The organism is Rhodococcus sp. ZPP (assembly GCF_017656075.1).
GTDB lineage: Bacteria > Actinomycetota > Actinomycetes > Mycobacteriales > Mycobacteriaceae > Rhodococcus_F > Rhodococcus_F oxybenzonivorans.
Window position 1 is genome coordinate 5,606,148 of the sequence record NZ_CP058638.1, and the last position, 16,735, is coordinate 5,622,882.

15 protein-coding genes are annotated in these 16,735 nt (G+C 64.5%); 6 read left to right on the forward strand and 9 right to left on the reverse strand.

The genetic code is table 11. From position 1 onward, the window contains the following. The first annotated feature begins 41 nt into the window (after window positions 1-41). From HYG77_RS39955 to HYG77_RS39960, 4 genes are all read left to right on the forward strand, one after another. Window positions 42-506 (forward strand): winged helix-turn-helix domain-containing protein, encoded by a 465-nt coding sequence (locus HYG77_RS39955; RefSeq protein WP_244373185.1) that lies wholly within the window; start codon window positions 42-44, stop codon window positions 504-506. A gap of 89 nt (window positions 507-595) precedes the next feature. Beyond that, a complete protein-coding gene (locus tag HYG77_RS25870) occupies window positions 596-760 on the forward strand; it encodes a hypothetical protein (protein WP_208961072.1) in 165 nt (54 codons plus the stop codon). Between the two features lie 180 nt (window positions 761-940). Beyond that, complete coding sequence (locus HYG77_RS25875) at window positions 941-1,375, forward strand: hypothetical protein (RefSeq protein ID WP_244461387.1); 435 nt, start codon at window positions 941-943, stop codon at window positions 1,373-1,375. Between the two features lie 121 nt (window positions 1,376-1,496). Next, a complete protein-coding gene (locus tag HYG77_RS39960) occupies window positions 1,497-1,907 on the forward strand; it encodes a hypothetical protein (protein ID WP_244373188.1) in 411 nt (136 codons plus the stop codon). Window positions 1,908-2,322: 415 nt separating this feature from the next. On the opposite strand, the gene HYG77_RS39965 is transcribed toward HYG77_RS39960, so the two are convergent. The 7 genes from HYG77_RS39965 to HYG77_RS25915 all read right to left on the reverse strand — a co-directional run bounded on the left by HYG77_RS39965 (window position 2,323) and on the right by HYG77_RS25915 (window position 11,213). After that, the gene (locus tag HYG77_RS39965; RefSeq protein ID WP_244373189.1) at window positions 2,323-2,619 is read right to left on the reverse strand and encodes a hypothetical protein; all 297 of its coding nucleotides are present in this window, start codon (window positions 2,617-2,619) and stop codon (window positions 2,323-2,325) included. After that, complete coding sequence (locus HYG77_RS39970; protein WP_244373192.1) at window positions 2,579-3,289, reverse strand: UPF0182 family protein; 711 nt, start codon at window positions 3,287-3,289, stop codon at window positions 2,579-2,581. The genes HYG77_RS39965 and HYG77_RS39970 overlap by 41 nt, the downstream gene beginning before the upstream one ends. Window positions 3,290-3,495: 206 nt before the next feature. Then, window positions 3,496-4,551 (reverse strand): tetratricopeptide repeat protein, encoded by a 1,056-nt coding sequence (locus tag HYG77_RS25895; RefSeq protein ID WP_208961073.1) that lies wholly within the window; start codon window positions 4,549-4,551, stop codon window positions 3,496-3,498. Window positions 4,552-4,564: 13 nt separating this feature from the next. Continuing rightward, on the reverse strand, window positions 4,565-5,413 hold the full coding sequence (locus tag HYG77_RS25900) for a hypothetical protein (protein ID WP_208961074.1): 849 nt from the start codon (window positions 5,411-5,413) through the stop codon (window positions 4,565-4,567). 207 nt (window positions 5,414-5,620) lie between these two features. After that, window positions 5,621-7,498, reverse strand: coding sequence for an endonuclease/exonuclease/phosphatase family protein (locus tag HYG77_RS25905; protein ID WP_208961075.1), 1,878 nt, complete (start codon window positions 7,496-7,498; stop codon window positions 5,621-5,623). 208 nt (window positions 7,499-7,706) lie between these two features. Continuing rightward, entirely contained in the window at window positions 7,707-8,756 is a 1,050-nt protein-coding gene (locus HYG77_RS25910; protein WP_208961076.1) for a hypothetical protein, read from the reverse strand. A gap of 186 nt (window positions 8,757-8,942) precedes the next feature. Next, a complete protein-coding gene (locus HYG77_RS25915; RefSeq protein WP_208961077.1) occupies window positions 8,943-11,213 on the reverse strand; it encodes a serine/threonine-protein kinase in 2,271 nt (756 codons plus the stop codon). A gap of 130 nt (window positions 11,214-11,343) precedes the next feature. Between HYG77_RS25915 and HYG77_RS25920 the strand changes: the two genes are divergently transcribed. Together HYG77_RS25920 and HYG77_RS25925 are read left to right on the forward strand one after the other, a co-directional pair. Next, a complete protein-coding gene (locus HYG77_RS25920; RefSeq protein ID WP_208961078.1) occupies window positions 11,344-12,018 on the forward strand; it encodes an FHA domain-containing protein in 675 nt (224 codons plus the stop codon). Window positions 12,019-12,257: 239 nt separating this feature from the next. Then, window positions 12,258-12,599, forward strand: coding sequence for an Lsr2 family protein (locus HYG77_RS25925; RefSeq protein ID WP_208961079.1), 342 nt, complete (start codon window positions 12,258-12,260; stop codon window positions 12,597-12,599). Window positions 12,600-12,889: 290 nt separating this feature from the next. On the opposite strand, the gene HYG77_RS25930 is transcribed toward HYG77_RS25925, so the two are convergent. Together HYG77_RS25930 and HYG77_RS39975 are read right to left on the reverse strand one after the other, a co-directional pair. Then, window positions 12,890-15,211: an arylsulfatase gene (locus tag HYG77_RS25930; RefSeq protein ID WP_208961080.1), complete on the reverse strand. Its 2,322-nt coding sequence runs from the start codon at window positions 15,209-15,211 to the stop codon at window positions 12,890-12,892. A gap of 666 nt (window positions 15,212-15,877) precedes the next feature. Beyond that, a complete protein-coding gene (locus tag HYG77_RS39975; RefSeq protein ID WP_244373196.1) occupies window positions 15,878-16,483 on the reverse strand; it encodes a hypothetical protein in 606 nt (201 codons plus the stop codon). Window positions 16,484-16,735 lie beyond the last annotated feature (252 nt).

Consider the following 16,735-nt stretch of genomic DNA (forward strand, 5'->3'; position numbering starts at 1 on the left):
TGGTGTTACAATTTGGGACACGAGTTCGGGAAGGGGTGGGTATGACCGTCACCGATACCAGAAGTGCTCTCGCTGCCAATTCCGCGCGTGAACACCTCCTGCGGCTGGACCGACTGCGGCTGATCGACAAGGCGCAGAACGAGGGTTTCACGCTGCGCCAGATCGCTGATCTCCTGGAAATCTCGGCAACGCAGGTCCACCGGCTCGCACAACGGGTCCTGCAGCAGCCCGGCGAACTCGAGCGAACCCCGCAGGAGGTCATTTACCAGCGCTCGGCCGGGGTGATCACCGATGACGAGATGATGGACACGCTGGTGCACTGGAACTACACCTTTGGCTATGTACCCACCGAAGGTGACCAGTCGATGGACGCGTACGCCAAGGGCAGTTGGGACGAGGTGCGGCGGGCGTATCGGCGGGGTTTGCTCTCCGACGACGAGTGGGACGTCCTGTTCGACAGCACCCGCAAGGCACGGCAGGCGCAGCGCGCTGCGGCTCGGCGGTGAGCGTGGCCTCAGAACCACTGCGCGAGGCGGTTTCTCGGCAATTGGTGCACCTGGGTCAACACGGGCAGCCGCTGCACCCTGACAGTGGCTTGAGCACCCTCGACCTGCACACGAATGATCGCCGGCGAGACCGGACGCTGCAGGAGGTCATCGAGTGGTACCTCGACCTCGCCGAGCCCGATCGAGGGCGGGCACTGCGCCGCGATAGTTTCTGCGGGACCACCGGGGGCAGGCAAGTCGACGGCGCTGCGTGAGCGTCACCTGGTCGATACCAGCTACCGATATCTGGACGCGGACATCGTCAAGGACGAACTGCTGCGCCGCGCCATCGCGGACGGTCACTACGCGGACCTGCTGTCGACGACGCTCGCCGATGCGCACCCGATAGCCCCCGGGAACTCGCGGCCCTGGTCCACGCCGATTCAACCGAAGTCATCGACGACGTCCGCGAGGTGTGCCTGCAACGACGCGAGAACGTCGTCATCGAAGGCACCCTGCAATGGGGTCCGCAAGGTGGCATCCTCATGGCCCAATTCAGTGCGCACGACTACACCGACGTGCGCATCGTCGACGTCGAAGTACCGGCGTCGATCGCCCATGAGCAGGCGGTGCGTCGGTGGTGGGAGGGCCGGCTCCGTGGGATCAGCGGGCAGGACCGGATGGGTGGCAGGTTCACACCGCCCGCGGCGATCGCACGGCTGTATGAGCAGGGTTCGGTGAGCCGGTGCGCAGCCCACGCCCGTGCGGCGTTCGAAAGTACGCTCGCAGCGGCGATCACACAGGTCACCCTCATCCACATCGACCGCAGACTCGGCGCCGAACCGTTGGTCTCGCGGCGTGTCGACGGCAAACTGGTCGAAGGACGATAACCACCGGCCCACACCGCAAGGCCGGGGCATGCGCCGAGGCACCGAGCGCGCGCGAGGAAAGTCTGGACACAGTCGTATCACTGCACTGCACCGAGATTCGTGACAGACGGGGAGCGGCACGGTGCCGAACCAGTCCGGACACTCACAGTCGCTGCGACAGGTACCGGATTGCGCGACCGCGATGCGCCGATGGTTGGCCACCGACGACAACAGCGCGGCGCTGATGGCGCACCTGCGCGCCGAACCGGTCGACGCCCCGTGGTTAAGCATCTACCGGCGCCTGTACCAAGACCTCATCAGGTCGGTCGGCAACGCGTACCGGAACGATGCGCCCGAACCGGTGCACCCGCCCGGGACCCCGAACGAGGAACCGCTCGGTGCCTTCGTGCGCGCCGAAGCGGCGCGAGCGGCGAGACCCCGGGGCAACTGCTGCGCTCCGGTGCCGGAAATGACCGACGAACAGCGCGTTGGGCTCGAACGGGTGCGGGACGCGCGCGGTGCTGCGCAGCTTCCTGCACCTCCCACACACTGATGTCCCCGGACGGGTGCACCAGGACACCTACCGCCAGCTCACCGACGAACTGCTCGAGGCGGTCGGACGGCGACGCACAGACCGCGGGCGTTCCCGAGGCCGTCATCTTCGACAACATGTGACCTCGATCAATCCCTGCCTGCGGGATCATGCGAAGGTATTGGATCTACTCGCCGGTGATCCCACCGCAGCGGTCGCTTAGACCATTCTCGATGAGGGGGAGTGCGCACCGGGGCGTGGGCGTGGCCCGTCCTGAGGCTGCGCGGCCAGCGGCGGCACACTGCGCGCAAGTCATCGGTGAATGCGTGATGGGGACGCTGCATTTGCACGGGGGTCTGTCGCCAGTCCACCTATTCTGCTCGAGACTCTCCGTCTCGAACAGTTCCTTGTCCGGGTGGGTTGGTTGGTTGGTTGGTCAGATCGGGTTCGTTGTGGTTTTCTTCGGTCGATTCAGCGCCGGAGTTTTGGATGCCTCGACCGCTCGCTCGGGCGGGAGGGGTGCTGCGGCGTCGCCGCTGGGCGCGGTCGTCGGCTGGCCGGTCCCGGGGCCGAGCACCTGGTCGAGGGCCTCGGCGAGGGTTGGGACGTAGCCGACTCGGACACCGCAGGGGCCGGGCTCACGGTAGCTGAGGAGCATCCGTGAGAGCTGAGGGAGGGTGGAGCCGTTCTGCTCAGAGGAGATCCGTTCGGTGTAGAGGGGTTCGAGGTACATCACTCCGCCGTCGGCGATCGGCAAGCTCAGCAGGTTGCCGTACTGGATTCTGTTCGACCGCTCGAGGAGGGTGCGCTCGGAGGTGACTCGGGTGTCGGAGATCATCGAGTTCTGGATCTGTTTGTGGACCTTGGGTGAGGGTGTCGGTCGGCAACCGCAGGACGGTGATCGTGCCGTAGCTGTCGGGGTCGGAATGCGCCGAGATGTATGCGGAGGGGAATTCCCGGTTGAATCCCACCATGGCGCTGGCGAGCTGGAATGATGGTTCGGCGCTGTGCTGGTCTCCGACGAGCACGTGGAACGGCCGCTGATCGAGGTTCTCCTCCACAGTGGGGTCGCTGGGCACCGACCAGAAGGCGTTGGTGGTGAAGAATTCACGGGGCTCGTCGACGTGATATTTCGCGAGGAGCTCACGCTGAAGGGTGTGAACAGGTCCTTGGGGTAGCGGAAGTGCGCGGAGTTCCTCGGAGACGGTGTCCTCGGGCTGCACGGTGCCCGGGAAGATGCGCATCCAGGAGGTCAGGTCGGTGACCGGGGCGTGCGTCTCCTCGCTGGTGGCGACGGCGTGGGTCGCACCGAATTTGAGGGCCTTGGCGCGCTTGAATTCGACAGGATCGACGGCGACCACGTACCGCGATCCGCCCAGCGCCGCACCTTGGACGGCGCGCAATGCCAGGTGCGGAGGATGGTACGGCTCCCACCCTCCCAGCGTTGCCCAACCGAAAAACGAAGAAGGAGTCAGAACGATGACGGCCGACAGTTCGATCAGCCCCCGGACGAGTCGTTAGCCCATTTGCCATGGGGGATTCTAGTTCTGCAAGGATCTGCAACTGAACTGAGGAGGGAGCGGTTCGCATCACTCCCGCCCGCCGCACGCTAGCTCGGTTTGCTGAACCACAGCGGTACCGGGCCTCCGGTCAGCCGCTCGAGTTCCTGCTCCACCGTCTGCCGGTCACGCGCCAATGCTTGCCGCATTGCGTGTGCGGCAAGATCATACAGATCGTGACGCCCGTATTCATGGGCGATGCGCATGGTCTGAAGTAACGGTTGAACGCCGCCAATTAGGTTGCCGATCGCTCTTGTGAAGACTCCATAGTTTAACAAGCTCTCTGCCAGCTCCTGGTCGACCTTCTTGTGATCGAATTCGGCGAGCCGAACGTATGACTCGATCGCCCGGTCTGTCAGCGCTACCGCTTCATTCCAATGGCCTTCGGCCGCCAGTTGAACTCCCCTGTTGTGCAGCGCGGCGGCCTGTTGCGGCACCTTGTCGACGTACAGTTGGCAGCTGGTGTCGTGCGGGTAGCGCTCGGTGATGGCCCTCCACCCATCCATGACCTGGGTCGGCCTTTCGGCGGCCGAGCAGTATTTCACGTAGTCGTGCAGGTAGGCACGGTCGTTCGGCTCGATGTCGATAGCCCGCGCCATCAGGTGTGCCGCCTGTTCCGGGTGACCCGTGGAGTTGAGGGCTGATGCGCAGTTAAACAGGGCGACGGTGTGGTCCGGCTGCGTCTCGAGAACACGCGAGTACACGTCGATGGCCCCGATCCATTCACCGGCCGCCATGAGTCGCTCCGCAGCCATGATGTCCTGACTCGGCGCGGGTTCATAGGGGCCTATGTAGTCCTGCACGTACGCGACTCCTCCCGGCAGATCGACCTCCATGAGACTGGGTACCACCCCTTGCCCCTCGATCAGGTCGTCGAGAGCCTTGAAGGCCAATTCGCGGCCCAGCTCCTGTCTGCCCGAGTCGGAGTCGCGATAGATCGCGAGTGCATTCAGGTGCAGGCCCGATCTGGCGTTGCGCAGCACATGGACGATCTTTGAATGACCCGCGCCGATCTGGGGGCCGATCCGATAGAGACAGCCGCGGATGTTTATACCCTTCCCCTCGTATTCCTCGGGATCGTGCTCGCGCACATCGAGTATCTCCATGACGGCACCGCGCCTACAGTGCCGCTCCGGGCGACAAATTGGCGCTCGACAGCTGGAGGTAGAGAGGAGTTCCGACGACGTCCGTTCCTTGTACCCCAAGCAGCGCGAAAACGGTGGACATCCTCATTTGCAGTTGTCCGGCGAAGAAACGGTAGTTGCCTGAATGCAGCAGGAAAGTTCCGTCCGGCTCGGGTCCTTCGCTGAAGAAGCGCAGCGAGCAGTCCAAGAGCAGGGTGCGTCCGCAGAACGACGACCGAAGCGTCACAATGTCCGCCGAAGTGGGGTTCTCGACCGGTATCTCAATCCGGAATGGGCCATCGTAAAAGTAGTATGTCCCGCTCTGTCCCGATGAGATTGCTTCTCTGATATCCGGCACGTCGCCGTGGTCCGCAGCGATGGTCAACAGTACGTCCCTGAGCTTGTCGATGTAGGCCAGCTTCACCGTGCGTTCCCGTTGGATCACGTTCTTCCGCCCGTACGTTAGGCCACCGTTGAACAGGCTCAGAATATTGCCGAGGGACAAACCCATGCGGAGATCTCGAACACCGGACTGTTCGGAGATCACCTGCTCGGTGAACTCGCTACTGCGCTCCGGATCGAGCTGCGCATGCAGGCTGTCTACCTTGGTTCGTGAGATGTAGCAGATGTAGTCCACGACATCCTCCCGGTCACCGATGACGGCCTGCTGATTCTTACGTGACGTTGGGCTCAATCCAGTTCTGGGCGGCTGGTCAAACCACTTCGAGTACGGCTGGGCGTAGGACCGATTCACATTTGGCGTCATTCCTCGAACGCGGTGATCGAGGCCGCGGGTGCCGCCGACCCTCGTCCAGGAGGTGCCGGTGCCGGAGTACCGGGCCACCGCCTGCCGATCCGGGGTTCAGGCCGTGAACGGTGTCGCGGGTGACCCCGAACGTGTCGCCGGGCCCACCGATGGGTTCCCGATTTACAACCCCGTCATGGGGGGCGACTCCGGCGGGCTCCGAAGCGGTCCCGGTGGTGTCGGGTCGACCGGTCGAGACCTGTCCCGGTTATCGGAGGCGTTGACGCCGCGGCCGGCAGATGACAGCTATGGGGCGGGATTTTGCCGCCTGTGCGCGAATGGTTCGAGATCGACGTTGGCGTACAGGATCGCAACGTATTCTGAGCCGTCGCCGTGCATCACGTTCGGCGCGTATCGGTGACCATGCAGTGCGTTAAGCAGTTGTGAGGTCTTCGAGGCCACCACGTCGCGGTCCCTGCCGATCGCGGTCCGACCCGTCTCGATGGGTCCCGCCGTGTCGACTTCGTCGAGGGTGATTTCGAGGTGGACGTCGTCAGTCCCGTTGAAGGATAACGTTTTTTGGGGCTTGTAGGAGTACTCGTGGCGTTCGCCCATGGACATCGTCCGTTCGGCGTACTCGACGCGTGCGCTTGGTCGGCCATCGAGACCCGGTTTGCCCTTGTATATTCGCCCGGAAACCTCTACCTCGTCGGGATCTTTCTTCGAAAAGTGCGCCACCCCGGCGCCGTCGGTCAAGGTGAGCGCGTGGATGTATTTCAGCCATGCGGTTGTCTTCTTGACCTTCCGATTCAGCTTGTGGGTGACTGTCGACATGCCGACGGAGAGGGTGATCGCGTAGTGGTCCGATAGGTCGATTCCGGGGCTGAGTTCATGGCTGTACACGCCCATATGAGTGACGTGGGCGGTGACTCGTTCGCCCTGATCGACGAGGGCCAAGTCTATCCGGCCACCCTTCTTGTAGCGGTGCGGGCTCATCTGGGGAAGTGCTGGAGTGCCGGGTCTGTAGGTGCTGGCTCGGTCACAGGTGATGGGGTCGTAACGCGTCCGGTCCGTAGGTAGCCACATCTGGTATTCGGGCCACAGGTCTTTGGTCTCGGGGAGATTGTGTGCGAGGGTCGCTCGCCCCTCCTGCGTGTTGGCGTCGATGTTGAAGTCGCCCACGATGATGATCGGCAGGTCCCGATCGCGTGCTCCGAGAATCCAGGAGTCTAGGTGGCGTAACTGCGCCTCGCGCTTGCCGTTTGCGCCGGTTCCCACGCCGGCGTCGGTGGGCCAGGAACCGGAGGTGGCGTTGCCGGCTTGCAGGTGGGTGCCGAGCACGTAGAAGTCCGGTCCGTCGTGCGGGGACACCCGCACCATCACCGCACCCTTGTTGGCGAAGCAGTCGTCGCCGATACATGACCGATAGATGGTGCTGCGAACCTCGGTGATCGGGTGGCGGCTGAGGATGAGTAGCCCGCCATCCTCCTCGGGATCCTTCTCGTCGGGCCCTTCGGCGCTGTGAGGGAACAGGTTCTTGACCGCGGTCTTGAGCTTGTCGCGTTCGTGGTTGCCCATCATCTCGGCGAGCACCACGACGTCGTTCTTCGATTTCGACACCGTGGCGATCAGCGCCTTCAGCTGTGCGGCGCGGCCCCGGCCACTGTATATCGCCTTGTCGATGACCTTACCGAAAAGCGGGATTTCCAGGGTGGCGCGGTTCTCGGTGACACCGAGTACGTCCATGCCGATCAGTGCGGTGTTGTAGAACATGATGGAGTGGCGGCTCTCCGCGACCGAGGTGATCGTGCCACCTTCGAACCGGCACACCGTCTTGTTCCCTGCCAATTCGGGCATGCCGACGGGATAGCCGAACGGTCCGTATTCCCAGCCGGTCTTGGTCCACAGCTCGTACACCCCACCGCGTGGGACACCACCGAATGCTTTCGTGCCGTCGTCATGGGTGTACCGGTAGAGGATTCCGTTCGTGAAGTGACGGTATTTGCCACCGATGTTGTTGGTCGACTCGGCGGCGCTGGCCGGTTCGCCGAGCCAAGCGAGTGAGGCCAGTGCCGGCCCTAGTCCATCCAGGGCTTTTCGAAGTTCCGCGGCATTGTCCACGGCGGTGAGAATCGCCATGATGTTCGGGTTGAGGGCGATGGCGGTCGGATTGTTCTCGGGCATGTTTGCTCCCAAATAAAGTGGTGCTGATGGTGTCGGATGAATCGAGGGATCGGAATGGTCGGGGATCGAGTTGTCGATTTCCGGTGACCGGGTGCCGCCCCTCCGTGCTGCGATGGGCGACCCGACGGGGATGAGTACGGCATCTGCGGGTTGTGCATCCCGTGGGGCGGTCACCGGGACGGTTTCGAGCTGGTGTGGAAGCGGCAGTTCACCACACAGACGCCGGCGCGTCGCCGATGTCGGTGTGCGGCTGGGTGTAGGTGTCGGTGCCGGGGGGAGCGAGCGGGGGATATTCACCGGTGATGCTCGCGCCTGGTTCTGGAACGGTGACGTCCGCAATCGGGATGTCGCCGAGGTCCGGAACAGTGATCTCCGGAATCCATGTGGTGACCGGGTCGGGTGCGGTGCCGACTGTTCCCTGGTCAGTATCGACCGAACCGGGCGCGGGACCTGCTTCAGGTGTAGGCCCCGGATCTGCCGCCGGCGAGGGTTCGGGCGCCGGACCGGCGTCAGAGGTGGTGCCGACCATGCCCTGGCCGGAATCTTCTGAACCGGGCACGGGTCCTGGGTCGAACGCGGGTCCTGGGTCGGACGCGGGTTCGGGTTCGGGCGCGGGGCCCGAGTCGGCCGGTGATGCCGGTGCCGGATTGGGGACCGCGGGGGCGGGTGGCGTGTTCGTGCCGGGCTTCGGGACTGACTTCGACTCGGATTTCTCAACGACAGCCGGCTCAGGCGGGGAGTCGCTTCTCGTGACGGTGTACCCCATGGCCACGAGCGCGGCAATCATGGCGAACACCGCAAGAGCTTTGAGGAGATGCCTGAGCATCTTGTTGACGTCGTAGTTCTCGTATCTCTCCTGCACCACCTCCCGCCTGTCCTTCGCTTTCAGATAGTCCTCGGTGGCCTGGTCTTCCGACTCCTGCGCATGCCGCAGATTTCTTTTCGCGGTGTAGACCTCGTTGCCCTCACCGCCGGTAACGGCAGCGACGGTTGACGGGTGGTCGCCGGTCTGGTCGGGATACTTGCGTTGAGCCTCTTCCAACTGGTCTTCGCGAAGCTTGCGGACACGTCGCGCTTCTCGCCAGGCCGCCTCGGCCTCCTCCTCCAACTCGAGCGCATTGTCGTACCACTGCTTGTGGTCCTCTTTGGTGAATTCGGTGGGGCCACCGAATCCAATGAGATAGTCCTCCCAGCCCGTCGGCCTGAACTCCTCGGCGCCTTCGTCGAGAACGATGGGTCCCTCGTTTGTGTCGGTCATCGGATTTAACCTTCTTGCGGAATATGGGAAGCGGCATTCCGCGGAAAGTTCGGAGCACCGGAGTGGACACCGAGAAGTCTTCGCTCCGCGTGGGCCAGGAACATCAGCGAAAGGGTGGCTCGGCGCCCCTCGTAGGTGTTGGGGTTTTGCACCCGATGGCTACCCCGCGTCCGGTGACACCGCCGTTCACGCGGCCCCGGCACCCGGTGCGGACGACCGCCCCCGGTGCGGCAGCCCGGTGCTGACCACCCGACCGAGTGCAGCCAGGTCTGCCGTGAGCGTCCGATACAGCCCGAATGAAAGGACGAATGTGCAGGCGCCGCAGATGCTCAACCAGATGATTGACCCAATGATCAAGTGCAGGTCGTCCGGATCGAGAAACGCGGTCCCCACCGCCGCTCCCACCGGTGGAATCAGTGCTGTCAGCACAAGGATCTGTGTGGCTCGACGAGCCAGCCGACGAAGTTGTTCCGCGTCGGTCGGTGTCGTCGTCCCGTACATCAGCAGGGCCGGGTAGTACCAGCGCACCACATGGAAGGTGACGAGAAAGAAGGGCCACGTGGCGCCGATCATTCCGGTGACGACGTGCGTTGCGAAAATGTTGACGAGCAGTTCCGTGGGGAGGTCGGCGACTACGACGATGGTGCCGCCGAGAACGACCAGAGCTGCGAGCCACCCGGTCAACGTGATCAGCGCGATGCGGTCGCCGCATGCAAGGGTGTCCGACCGGGACTTCTCGAGGACCGCGGCGTCGAACCGCCCCTTCCGCACTCCCCACGGCACGGTGATGACACTGCGGCACGCGTAGAGAATCAACCCGCCGAATACGGCCGGGACAACGATCGCGGCGATCACCGTCATGATCGCGAATGCCGGCTTCGCGTCGGCGGGGAGGTGCGCATTGAGCAGGGTGACGTTGTGTCCGAAGATGTAGGCGGCGGCCAGCAGCTGCCCGACGACCACGGCCGTCGTCGCGATCGGAACCGGCCGCAACGCGAGCCGCTCGCGCAAGCTGCCGAGCGGCGGGTCGACGAGAGTGCGGGCACGCGGGTCCAGGCACAGTTGAAGTTGCTGGGTCAGCTCGGCACTCGACGACCACCGATCCTGTGGTCGGGGCGCGAGGCAGGTCAGCAGCACCCGGCGCAGGGTCGCTGGACAGTCCGGTGGCAACCCGGCAAGTGAGGCCCGCCCGATACCTCGCCGGCGCTGGGCGAGCATCCGCTCGAGGGAAGTGGCCGAGTCACCGGCTGCCGTTTCGTCGTCGAACGGACGACGGCCGGTAAGCAGCTCCCACAGCATCACCCCGAGCGCATAGATATCGCTGCGCCCGTCCAGATCTTCGGCGCGGCCGGGCAACTGCGGATGGCATGCCTCCAACTGCTCAGGGGACATGTAGGCCAACGAGCCACCGAAGTAGGCGGCGGGACTCGCGCCGGCGATGTGGTTGCTGAAGCTGATGTTGAAATCGGCGAGCTTGGGGACCCCGTCGGCGGTCATGAGCACGTTCGCCGGCTTGATATCGCGATGCAGAACGCCGTGATGCGTGGAGTAGTCGAGGGCCTCGGCGAGCCTGCGCCCGAGCCACGCCACGGTTTCCGGCCATGACAAGCCGGTGAGGTCGGCGCGGACACCGGACTCGTGCGGGCGGACACCCTTCTCCCCGAGCACCGAATCCAGTTCGTCGAGCAGCATCCTGCCGCTGCGCCGGCCCGCCGGGGTTTCGACGACGCGCCGCAGAACTCCCAGCAACGTCCCGCCCGGGACGTATTCCATGTACATCAGCTTCAGGTCGCGATCGGCGAGCAGTCGCTTGTCGAAGACCCGAACGATGTACTGGTGGTCCAGTTGGGCGAGTGTCTGCGGCTCGGTGCCATGATCCTGCGAAATCTTCAACGCCACCAGCCGTTCCATTGACCGCTGTCTGGCCAGAAATACCCGGGCGAAGGCGCCGCTGCCGAGGTCGAGCAGCAGATCGAAATCGTCGATTTGGTCGCCGACGTCGAAACTGCCGAGGGCGTCGACGGCGCGCGGACGGACGATCAGGGTGCTGCGGTAGTCGCCCGTCCGCCACCCAGACCGGATGGCCCTGCAATCGTGTGCCGGCTCGGCCGTTACACCGGTGCGGCGCAGGCAATGGAACTCTTCATAGAGCAGATCTGGCGGCAATGGCATCGCCCGCAGCTCGGGGAACTCGTCGACATACTCCGTGAGCCGCTTGCGGTGACCGCCCGGACGCCACCGGTACGTCAGGTCGACCTTGATCAGCTCGATCAGGCACACGCTGCGAAGACCGGGCACCTCCGGGAGGTAGGCAGCCAGGTCCGGCGGGGAACTAGCCTGCTCCCACGCCTCGGCGAAGCATGCCACTGCCACGGCCAACCCGGATCGGGTTGCGGTGGCGGAATCTTCTCCGACGCCGCCTCGGGTCTGGGGCAGCGGCCGACGGTCGTGATCCATCGCGGTCGGTTCCTTGCCCTCGTGCGATGAGGTAATGGTAGTCCTACCGGGTCGGCCGATGCGGATGTCGGCACACGCCGGAAGGACCACAATGGAGTACACCGGTTCGGCCGTGGGTGAGAGGACTCCGATGTCCACTTCGAGGGATTCGGAAGGAACCGGGGAGGCGTTCCTGTGCTACGACGACAACGCGGGGCGTCCCCTCCAGCTGTCCCTGTCGGTCGACACGCCGCTGGTTGTCATCGGCCGGGCGGAGGAAGCCGACATCGCGCTCACCTGGGACGAATCGGTCTCAACACTGCACGCCGTGGTCAGATGGATGGGCGCGCACTGGACGGTCGAGGACAACGGACTCTCCCGTAATGGAACATATGTCAACGGCACCCGCCTGTGCGGATCTCGTCGACTGCACAGCGGCGACTTCATCGCGATCGGCGAGACCACGTTCACCGTGTGCGGCCTCGGCGGTGTCGGCCAGCGGACGACGAAGCGGGCCGAAAGCCACACGGCCACCAGCCGGCCGTCGATGTGGAACGCGACAAACGCCCAGATGAACGTGTTACGGGCACTGTGCCGGCCCTACCTCGACAACGCGCCCTATGCCGTTCCGGCGTCCACCAAACGGATTGCCGAGGAACTGAACCTATCCGAGGCGACCGTCAAGTCGCACCTCCGCGAACTCTTCCGCAGATTCGATGTCGGCGACGCACCACCCAGCCAGAAGCGGACCCGCCTGGCCCAGCGCGCGCTGCACTACGGTCTCGTCGCGGACTTCGACGGCATGAACGACGGCCTCACCGACTGATCGGTCATCGTTCCTGAAGGAAGCAGGATGTCGGGTCAACGGGTCTCCAGGTTGAGATCGATCATGAGGCATTCGCCACAGCGCCGTTGGCCTTTATCTCCTCCCCAGCGTCCAGATCGTCCGCAGCGCTGCGCCCGTGACGGAGATGACTTCGGTACCGCCAGATGCAGGGAGGCTGTCCAGGTCGTCTGGGCAGTAGTGTCTGCCTGGCTGGATCCGGAGGAAAAGGGAGTTCACGCGTGGCGCGGAAAATGGTCGTGGAGCTGGTCGACGACCTCGACGGCAGTGTGATCGAGGCCGGCGAGGGCGAGCACAACTCGTTCTTGGTGAATGGTGTCGACTACGAGATCGACCTCAAGACGAAGAACGCCCGAGAATTCCTCAAAACGATGGACTTCTACATTGAACATGCCACCAAGATCGGCGGCGACGAGCGCCGCCCGACCGCCAAGGCCGGCTCGGCGCGGTCCCGGTCGCGGGCCCGGGAGGTGCGGGGGTGGGCGGCCGCGAGCGGCTACGAAGTGTCCGCACGCGGCCGGATCCCCACCGACGTCCAGGAAGCGTTCGACGCAGCGCACTGACCCCTTTCGACACGAGTCGGCCGCGCCGGCTCCGTGCTGAACCGGGCGCGGCCTGAACACGACCGATACTCCGGAAATATCGGGCACGCCTGCTCCACGCCTACCCAGACGGTCCCGCTCGACGCGTCGCGTCGACGTGAGAGTTCGGGCAAGCCAGAAAGGAGAAAAATTCGGGCCAGCGCGGTTACCGGGAGCGGCCTTCCGGCTGCCTTGCCGCTCGACGGGCGGGCGGTGCCCGACTTTTGTGTTCGATGCTGCGGGCGCCGACCTTCCGTGATCGTTGCCAGCCGTCACGGGTATTCGACCACCACCTTGTCGATGGTGCCGGTGAACGGGAACGGGGCACGGTCGTAGTAGTCGAGAGAGACCGGGGAGCCGAGGCAGGTGCCGATGTCGAGGCAGTCGTTCGCGGTGAACAGCAGGGGTGCGCTGACGGGCACGGTGCTCCGGCCCACTTCCTGCCCATTAATGCACATCCGCACATTCAGCGGCCCCCCGGGCCGGGGTTCGGCGTAGTCGGTGATCACCTCGATGGTGCGTCTACCCGGCGGAATCGGGGTTGCCGAGCGGATCTTGGTGCGCTGAATGATGAACAAGTTGTATTCGTAACAGAGGTGGCCGTCGTCGATGTAACAGGTAAGGCCCCCGCCCGCACCGCCCAGCGCATACAGCACTCCGGCGGCGTTGTCGGGGACGGTCAAATCGATCGTGACGCGGTTGTTCTTGTTGCCGAGTGCGGGTGCACAGAATTCGGGCATCCGGGTGATGTCGCCGGAGAATTCCCAGCTCGTATACGGGGTGGTGATCCGCTGCTCGGGATGCAGTGCGACCACCCACAGCCCGCCGCCGACCGGGAGCGCATTGTTCTTCGCGGCCTCGATCACGAAGAGTTCCCGTAGCTGCGCGAGCTTGTCCGGATGCTGCTCGGCGAGGTCGCGGCTCTGGGTCCAGTCCTCGTCGAGGTGGTAGAGCTCCCACGTGTCGTCGTCCGGGCTCCAATCACGGATGCCGCCAGGTGTGCCCGGCAACCAGGGTGCCCGCGGCCCGAACGCCGAGGCCATCCAGCCGTCGTGGTAGATCGCCCGGCTACCCATGATCTCGAAGTACTGGGTGAGCTTTCCCGCCGCCGCGTCGCGGTCAAGGAGGGTCGGCGCGAAGCTGGCACCGTCTATCGGGTCCTGCGGTATCCCGTTCACCGTCCGCGGAGGGGTGATCCCGACGATGTCGTACAGCGTCGGTACCACGTCGTTGCAGTGCAGGAAGTGGGTGCGTGGTGTGGGGTCGGGGGCGATCTTGGCCGGCCACCGGACCAGCATCGGGTTGCGGGTGCCACCGAGATGGGAGGCCAGCAGCTTCATCCCCTTGTACGGTGTGCTGCCCGCCCACGCCCAGCCGGCGTGGTACATGTTGTCGGTCTTCGGGGAACCCAGGACGTCGAGTCCGCCGAGCTCCTCGAGCGCCGCGATGTGCTGCGCGGGGGTGGTCGGGATTCCGTTCTGGGCGAGTAGTTCGCTGATGGTGCCGTTCTGCCCCTCCCCGGAGGAACCGTTGTCGCCCCAGATGTACAGGACCAGCGTGTCGTCCCGGTAGCCCAGACGTTCGAGTTCGTCGAACAGCCTGCCCACCTGAACGTCACAGTGCTCGGCGTATCCGGCGGCGACCTCCATCAGCCGGCGCTGGAACGGTTTCTCGTCTTCGGGAATGTCGTCCCAGGCGGCCATCGTCGGATCCCGGTCGGTCAGCTCCGCTTCGGGGGGAATCCAGCCCTTCTCCTTCGCCTTCGTGAAGACACGCTCCCGGTAGGCATCCCAGCCGTCGTCGAACTTCCCGGCGTACTTGTCGGCCCACGGCTTCATGATGTGGTGCGGTCCGTGCAGACAGCCGCTGGCCCAGTACATGAAGAACGGTTTGTCGGCGTCGAAGGCCTTGTGCCTGCGCAGCCAGCCGATGGCGTCGTCCGCGAGATCCTCACTGAGGTGGTAGCCCTGCTCCGGGGTCTTCGGGGGCAGCACCACCGTCGTGTTCCGCACCAGGTTCGGCTCGTACTGCGACGCCTCGCCGGCGAGGAATCCGTAGAAGTACTCGAACCCGACACCTGTGGGCCAGTTGTCGAACGGGCCGGCCGCGGTGGTCTCCTCGGCGGGGGTGTTGTGCCATTTGCCGAAGGCGGCGGTGCTGTAGCCGTAGTGGCGCAGCACCTCGGCTCCCGTCGCGCTCGACTTCGGAATGTGGCCGGAGTAGCCGTCCCAGTCGTTGGCAAGCTCGGCGATCTGCCCGTTCCCGACACGGTGGTGGTTGCGGCCGGTCAGCAACGATGCGCGGGTCGGCGAACACATTGCGGTGGTATGGAATCGGTTGTACCCGATGCCCTCGTGCAACATCGCGTCGAGGGTCGGAGTGTTCACCTCACCGCCGAGACCACTCGGCAGCCCGGGTCCGGCGTCATCAATGAGAACGACGAGGATGTTCGGGGCGTCGGACGGCAGGCGCCGCTCTTCCGGGCGGGGGTTGTACACCGACTCGGCCATGGTGCGGCCCGCGATACTTCCCGACGGAGTCGGTGGGAACGGCAGTGTATCGCCCCCCGGAATCGGATCCGCGCTAATGCCCATCAGCTCTATCCTTCCTGCGGTCGAGGACCGGACGTGCGGCGCGCTCCACACTCGTGGTGAGCGGGCCCGCGCCCGCGAATTCAGCGAATCACGCACAACACCGAGTCGGGATCACCCACAAAGGAGGAAATCGGGCGAAGCTTTTCCCATTACGGACTGGAGTTCGGTACCTGCTCGACGCGCAGCGGCCTGGCGCTGTGGTCGCCCTCGCACACTCAAGGCACCCCGATAGCGACCGTGCTGAGAATCCTCACAATTTCGTAGGAATTAAGCACTGACATGACATCGAGAACTCACAGTCATCGCGGCGTGTGACTGACAGGACCGGCGGAAATCTACAATGGTCCGCGCACCTGTATCGGGGATCATTTCGCCACGAGGTCGTCTCCTGCGAATGGCACTCGAGCTTCCCGGACTCCTTAGGAACTGTCATAGTGCGTACTGCATCACACACCACGCGAGAGGCCTTGCTCGAACGGTCCGGTGTGAGCGAGGAGATTGACCGGCGGAGAGTAGGTCTGGACGACGGCCCGTTTCGCGAAGAGATGCGTAGACCGAACCTCGAACATAGCGAGCAGGTGTACATAGCAACCGCACCGAATGGCCACCAGCTAAGAATCAGCTACGACGAAGGTGTGGAGTCCGGACTCCTGCTCACCGTGCGGGCTATCCAGGTGTGACTGCTCGTCCTTCACCGCGTGCCGTTACCGGTTCGGCCATCGGGCGAGGCCTGCGCCGAGCACCTGGGGCAGCGACAACGGCATCTACGCAATCGCGCGATGCTCCCACATACGTCGTCATGAGGTCGATGTCCTTCGCCACACACCATGCCCGATCATCGGGCCACCACAAATGCGGGCTCATCCCGTCCGGGAACCACTTATTGGCCCCGAACCGGATATCAGCCAGATCGATTCCTCCCGAGAACAGGGCCATCCTGCGGTTGGGCATGGGCAGCTGCGCGTAGTTCGACGGAACGGTGAGGAATCCGGATCCTTCCCAGTGGGCGAACCAGCACAGCTCCGGTGTGGACGTGAACCGTCGAAGAATGTCGGCCAGCGCGCGTGTTGTTCGCGCAGGCAACGAGCCGGTGACCGGGGCGTCGTGCCACATGCCCTCCTGTTCGCTGGTGTGCCAGCTGCCCACGATGGACCCCCATTCCATGACGGGGTGCGCGAGGGTGCCGTTGGCTTCGGCGACAGCTGCCCAACGCACCGGCTCGTCGTCAAGGGTGGTTGCGGGGTGGAAGATTCGGGCGTACGCGGGGAACACGGGTGGCACCAGGGCGGCGACAGCACGGACACGTAGCTGTTCGAGCGGCCGCTGTTGAACCAGATCGAGGTGGCGCCGCTGTCCGGGTTATTCGAGATCGACGCAACGGTGTGCTCGGTGATCGGGGTATCGATGCGGGCGGTGTCGGTCAGTGTGGTCACTGCCCGGGAGGAGGCGGTGACGACGTTGTGGTGTGAGGCCACGACCTGGTTGCCGTCGACGCGTCCGTTTACCATACGGCCGACGACGTTT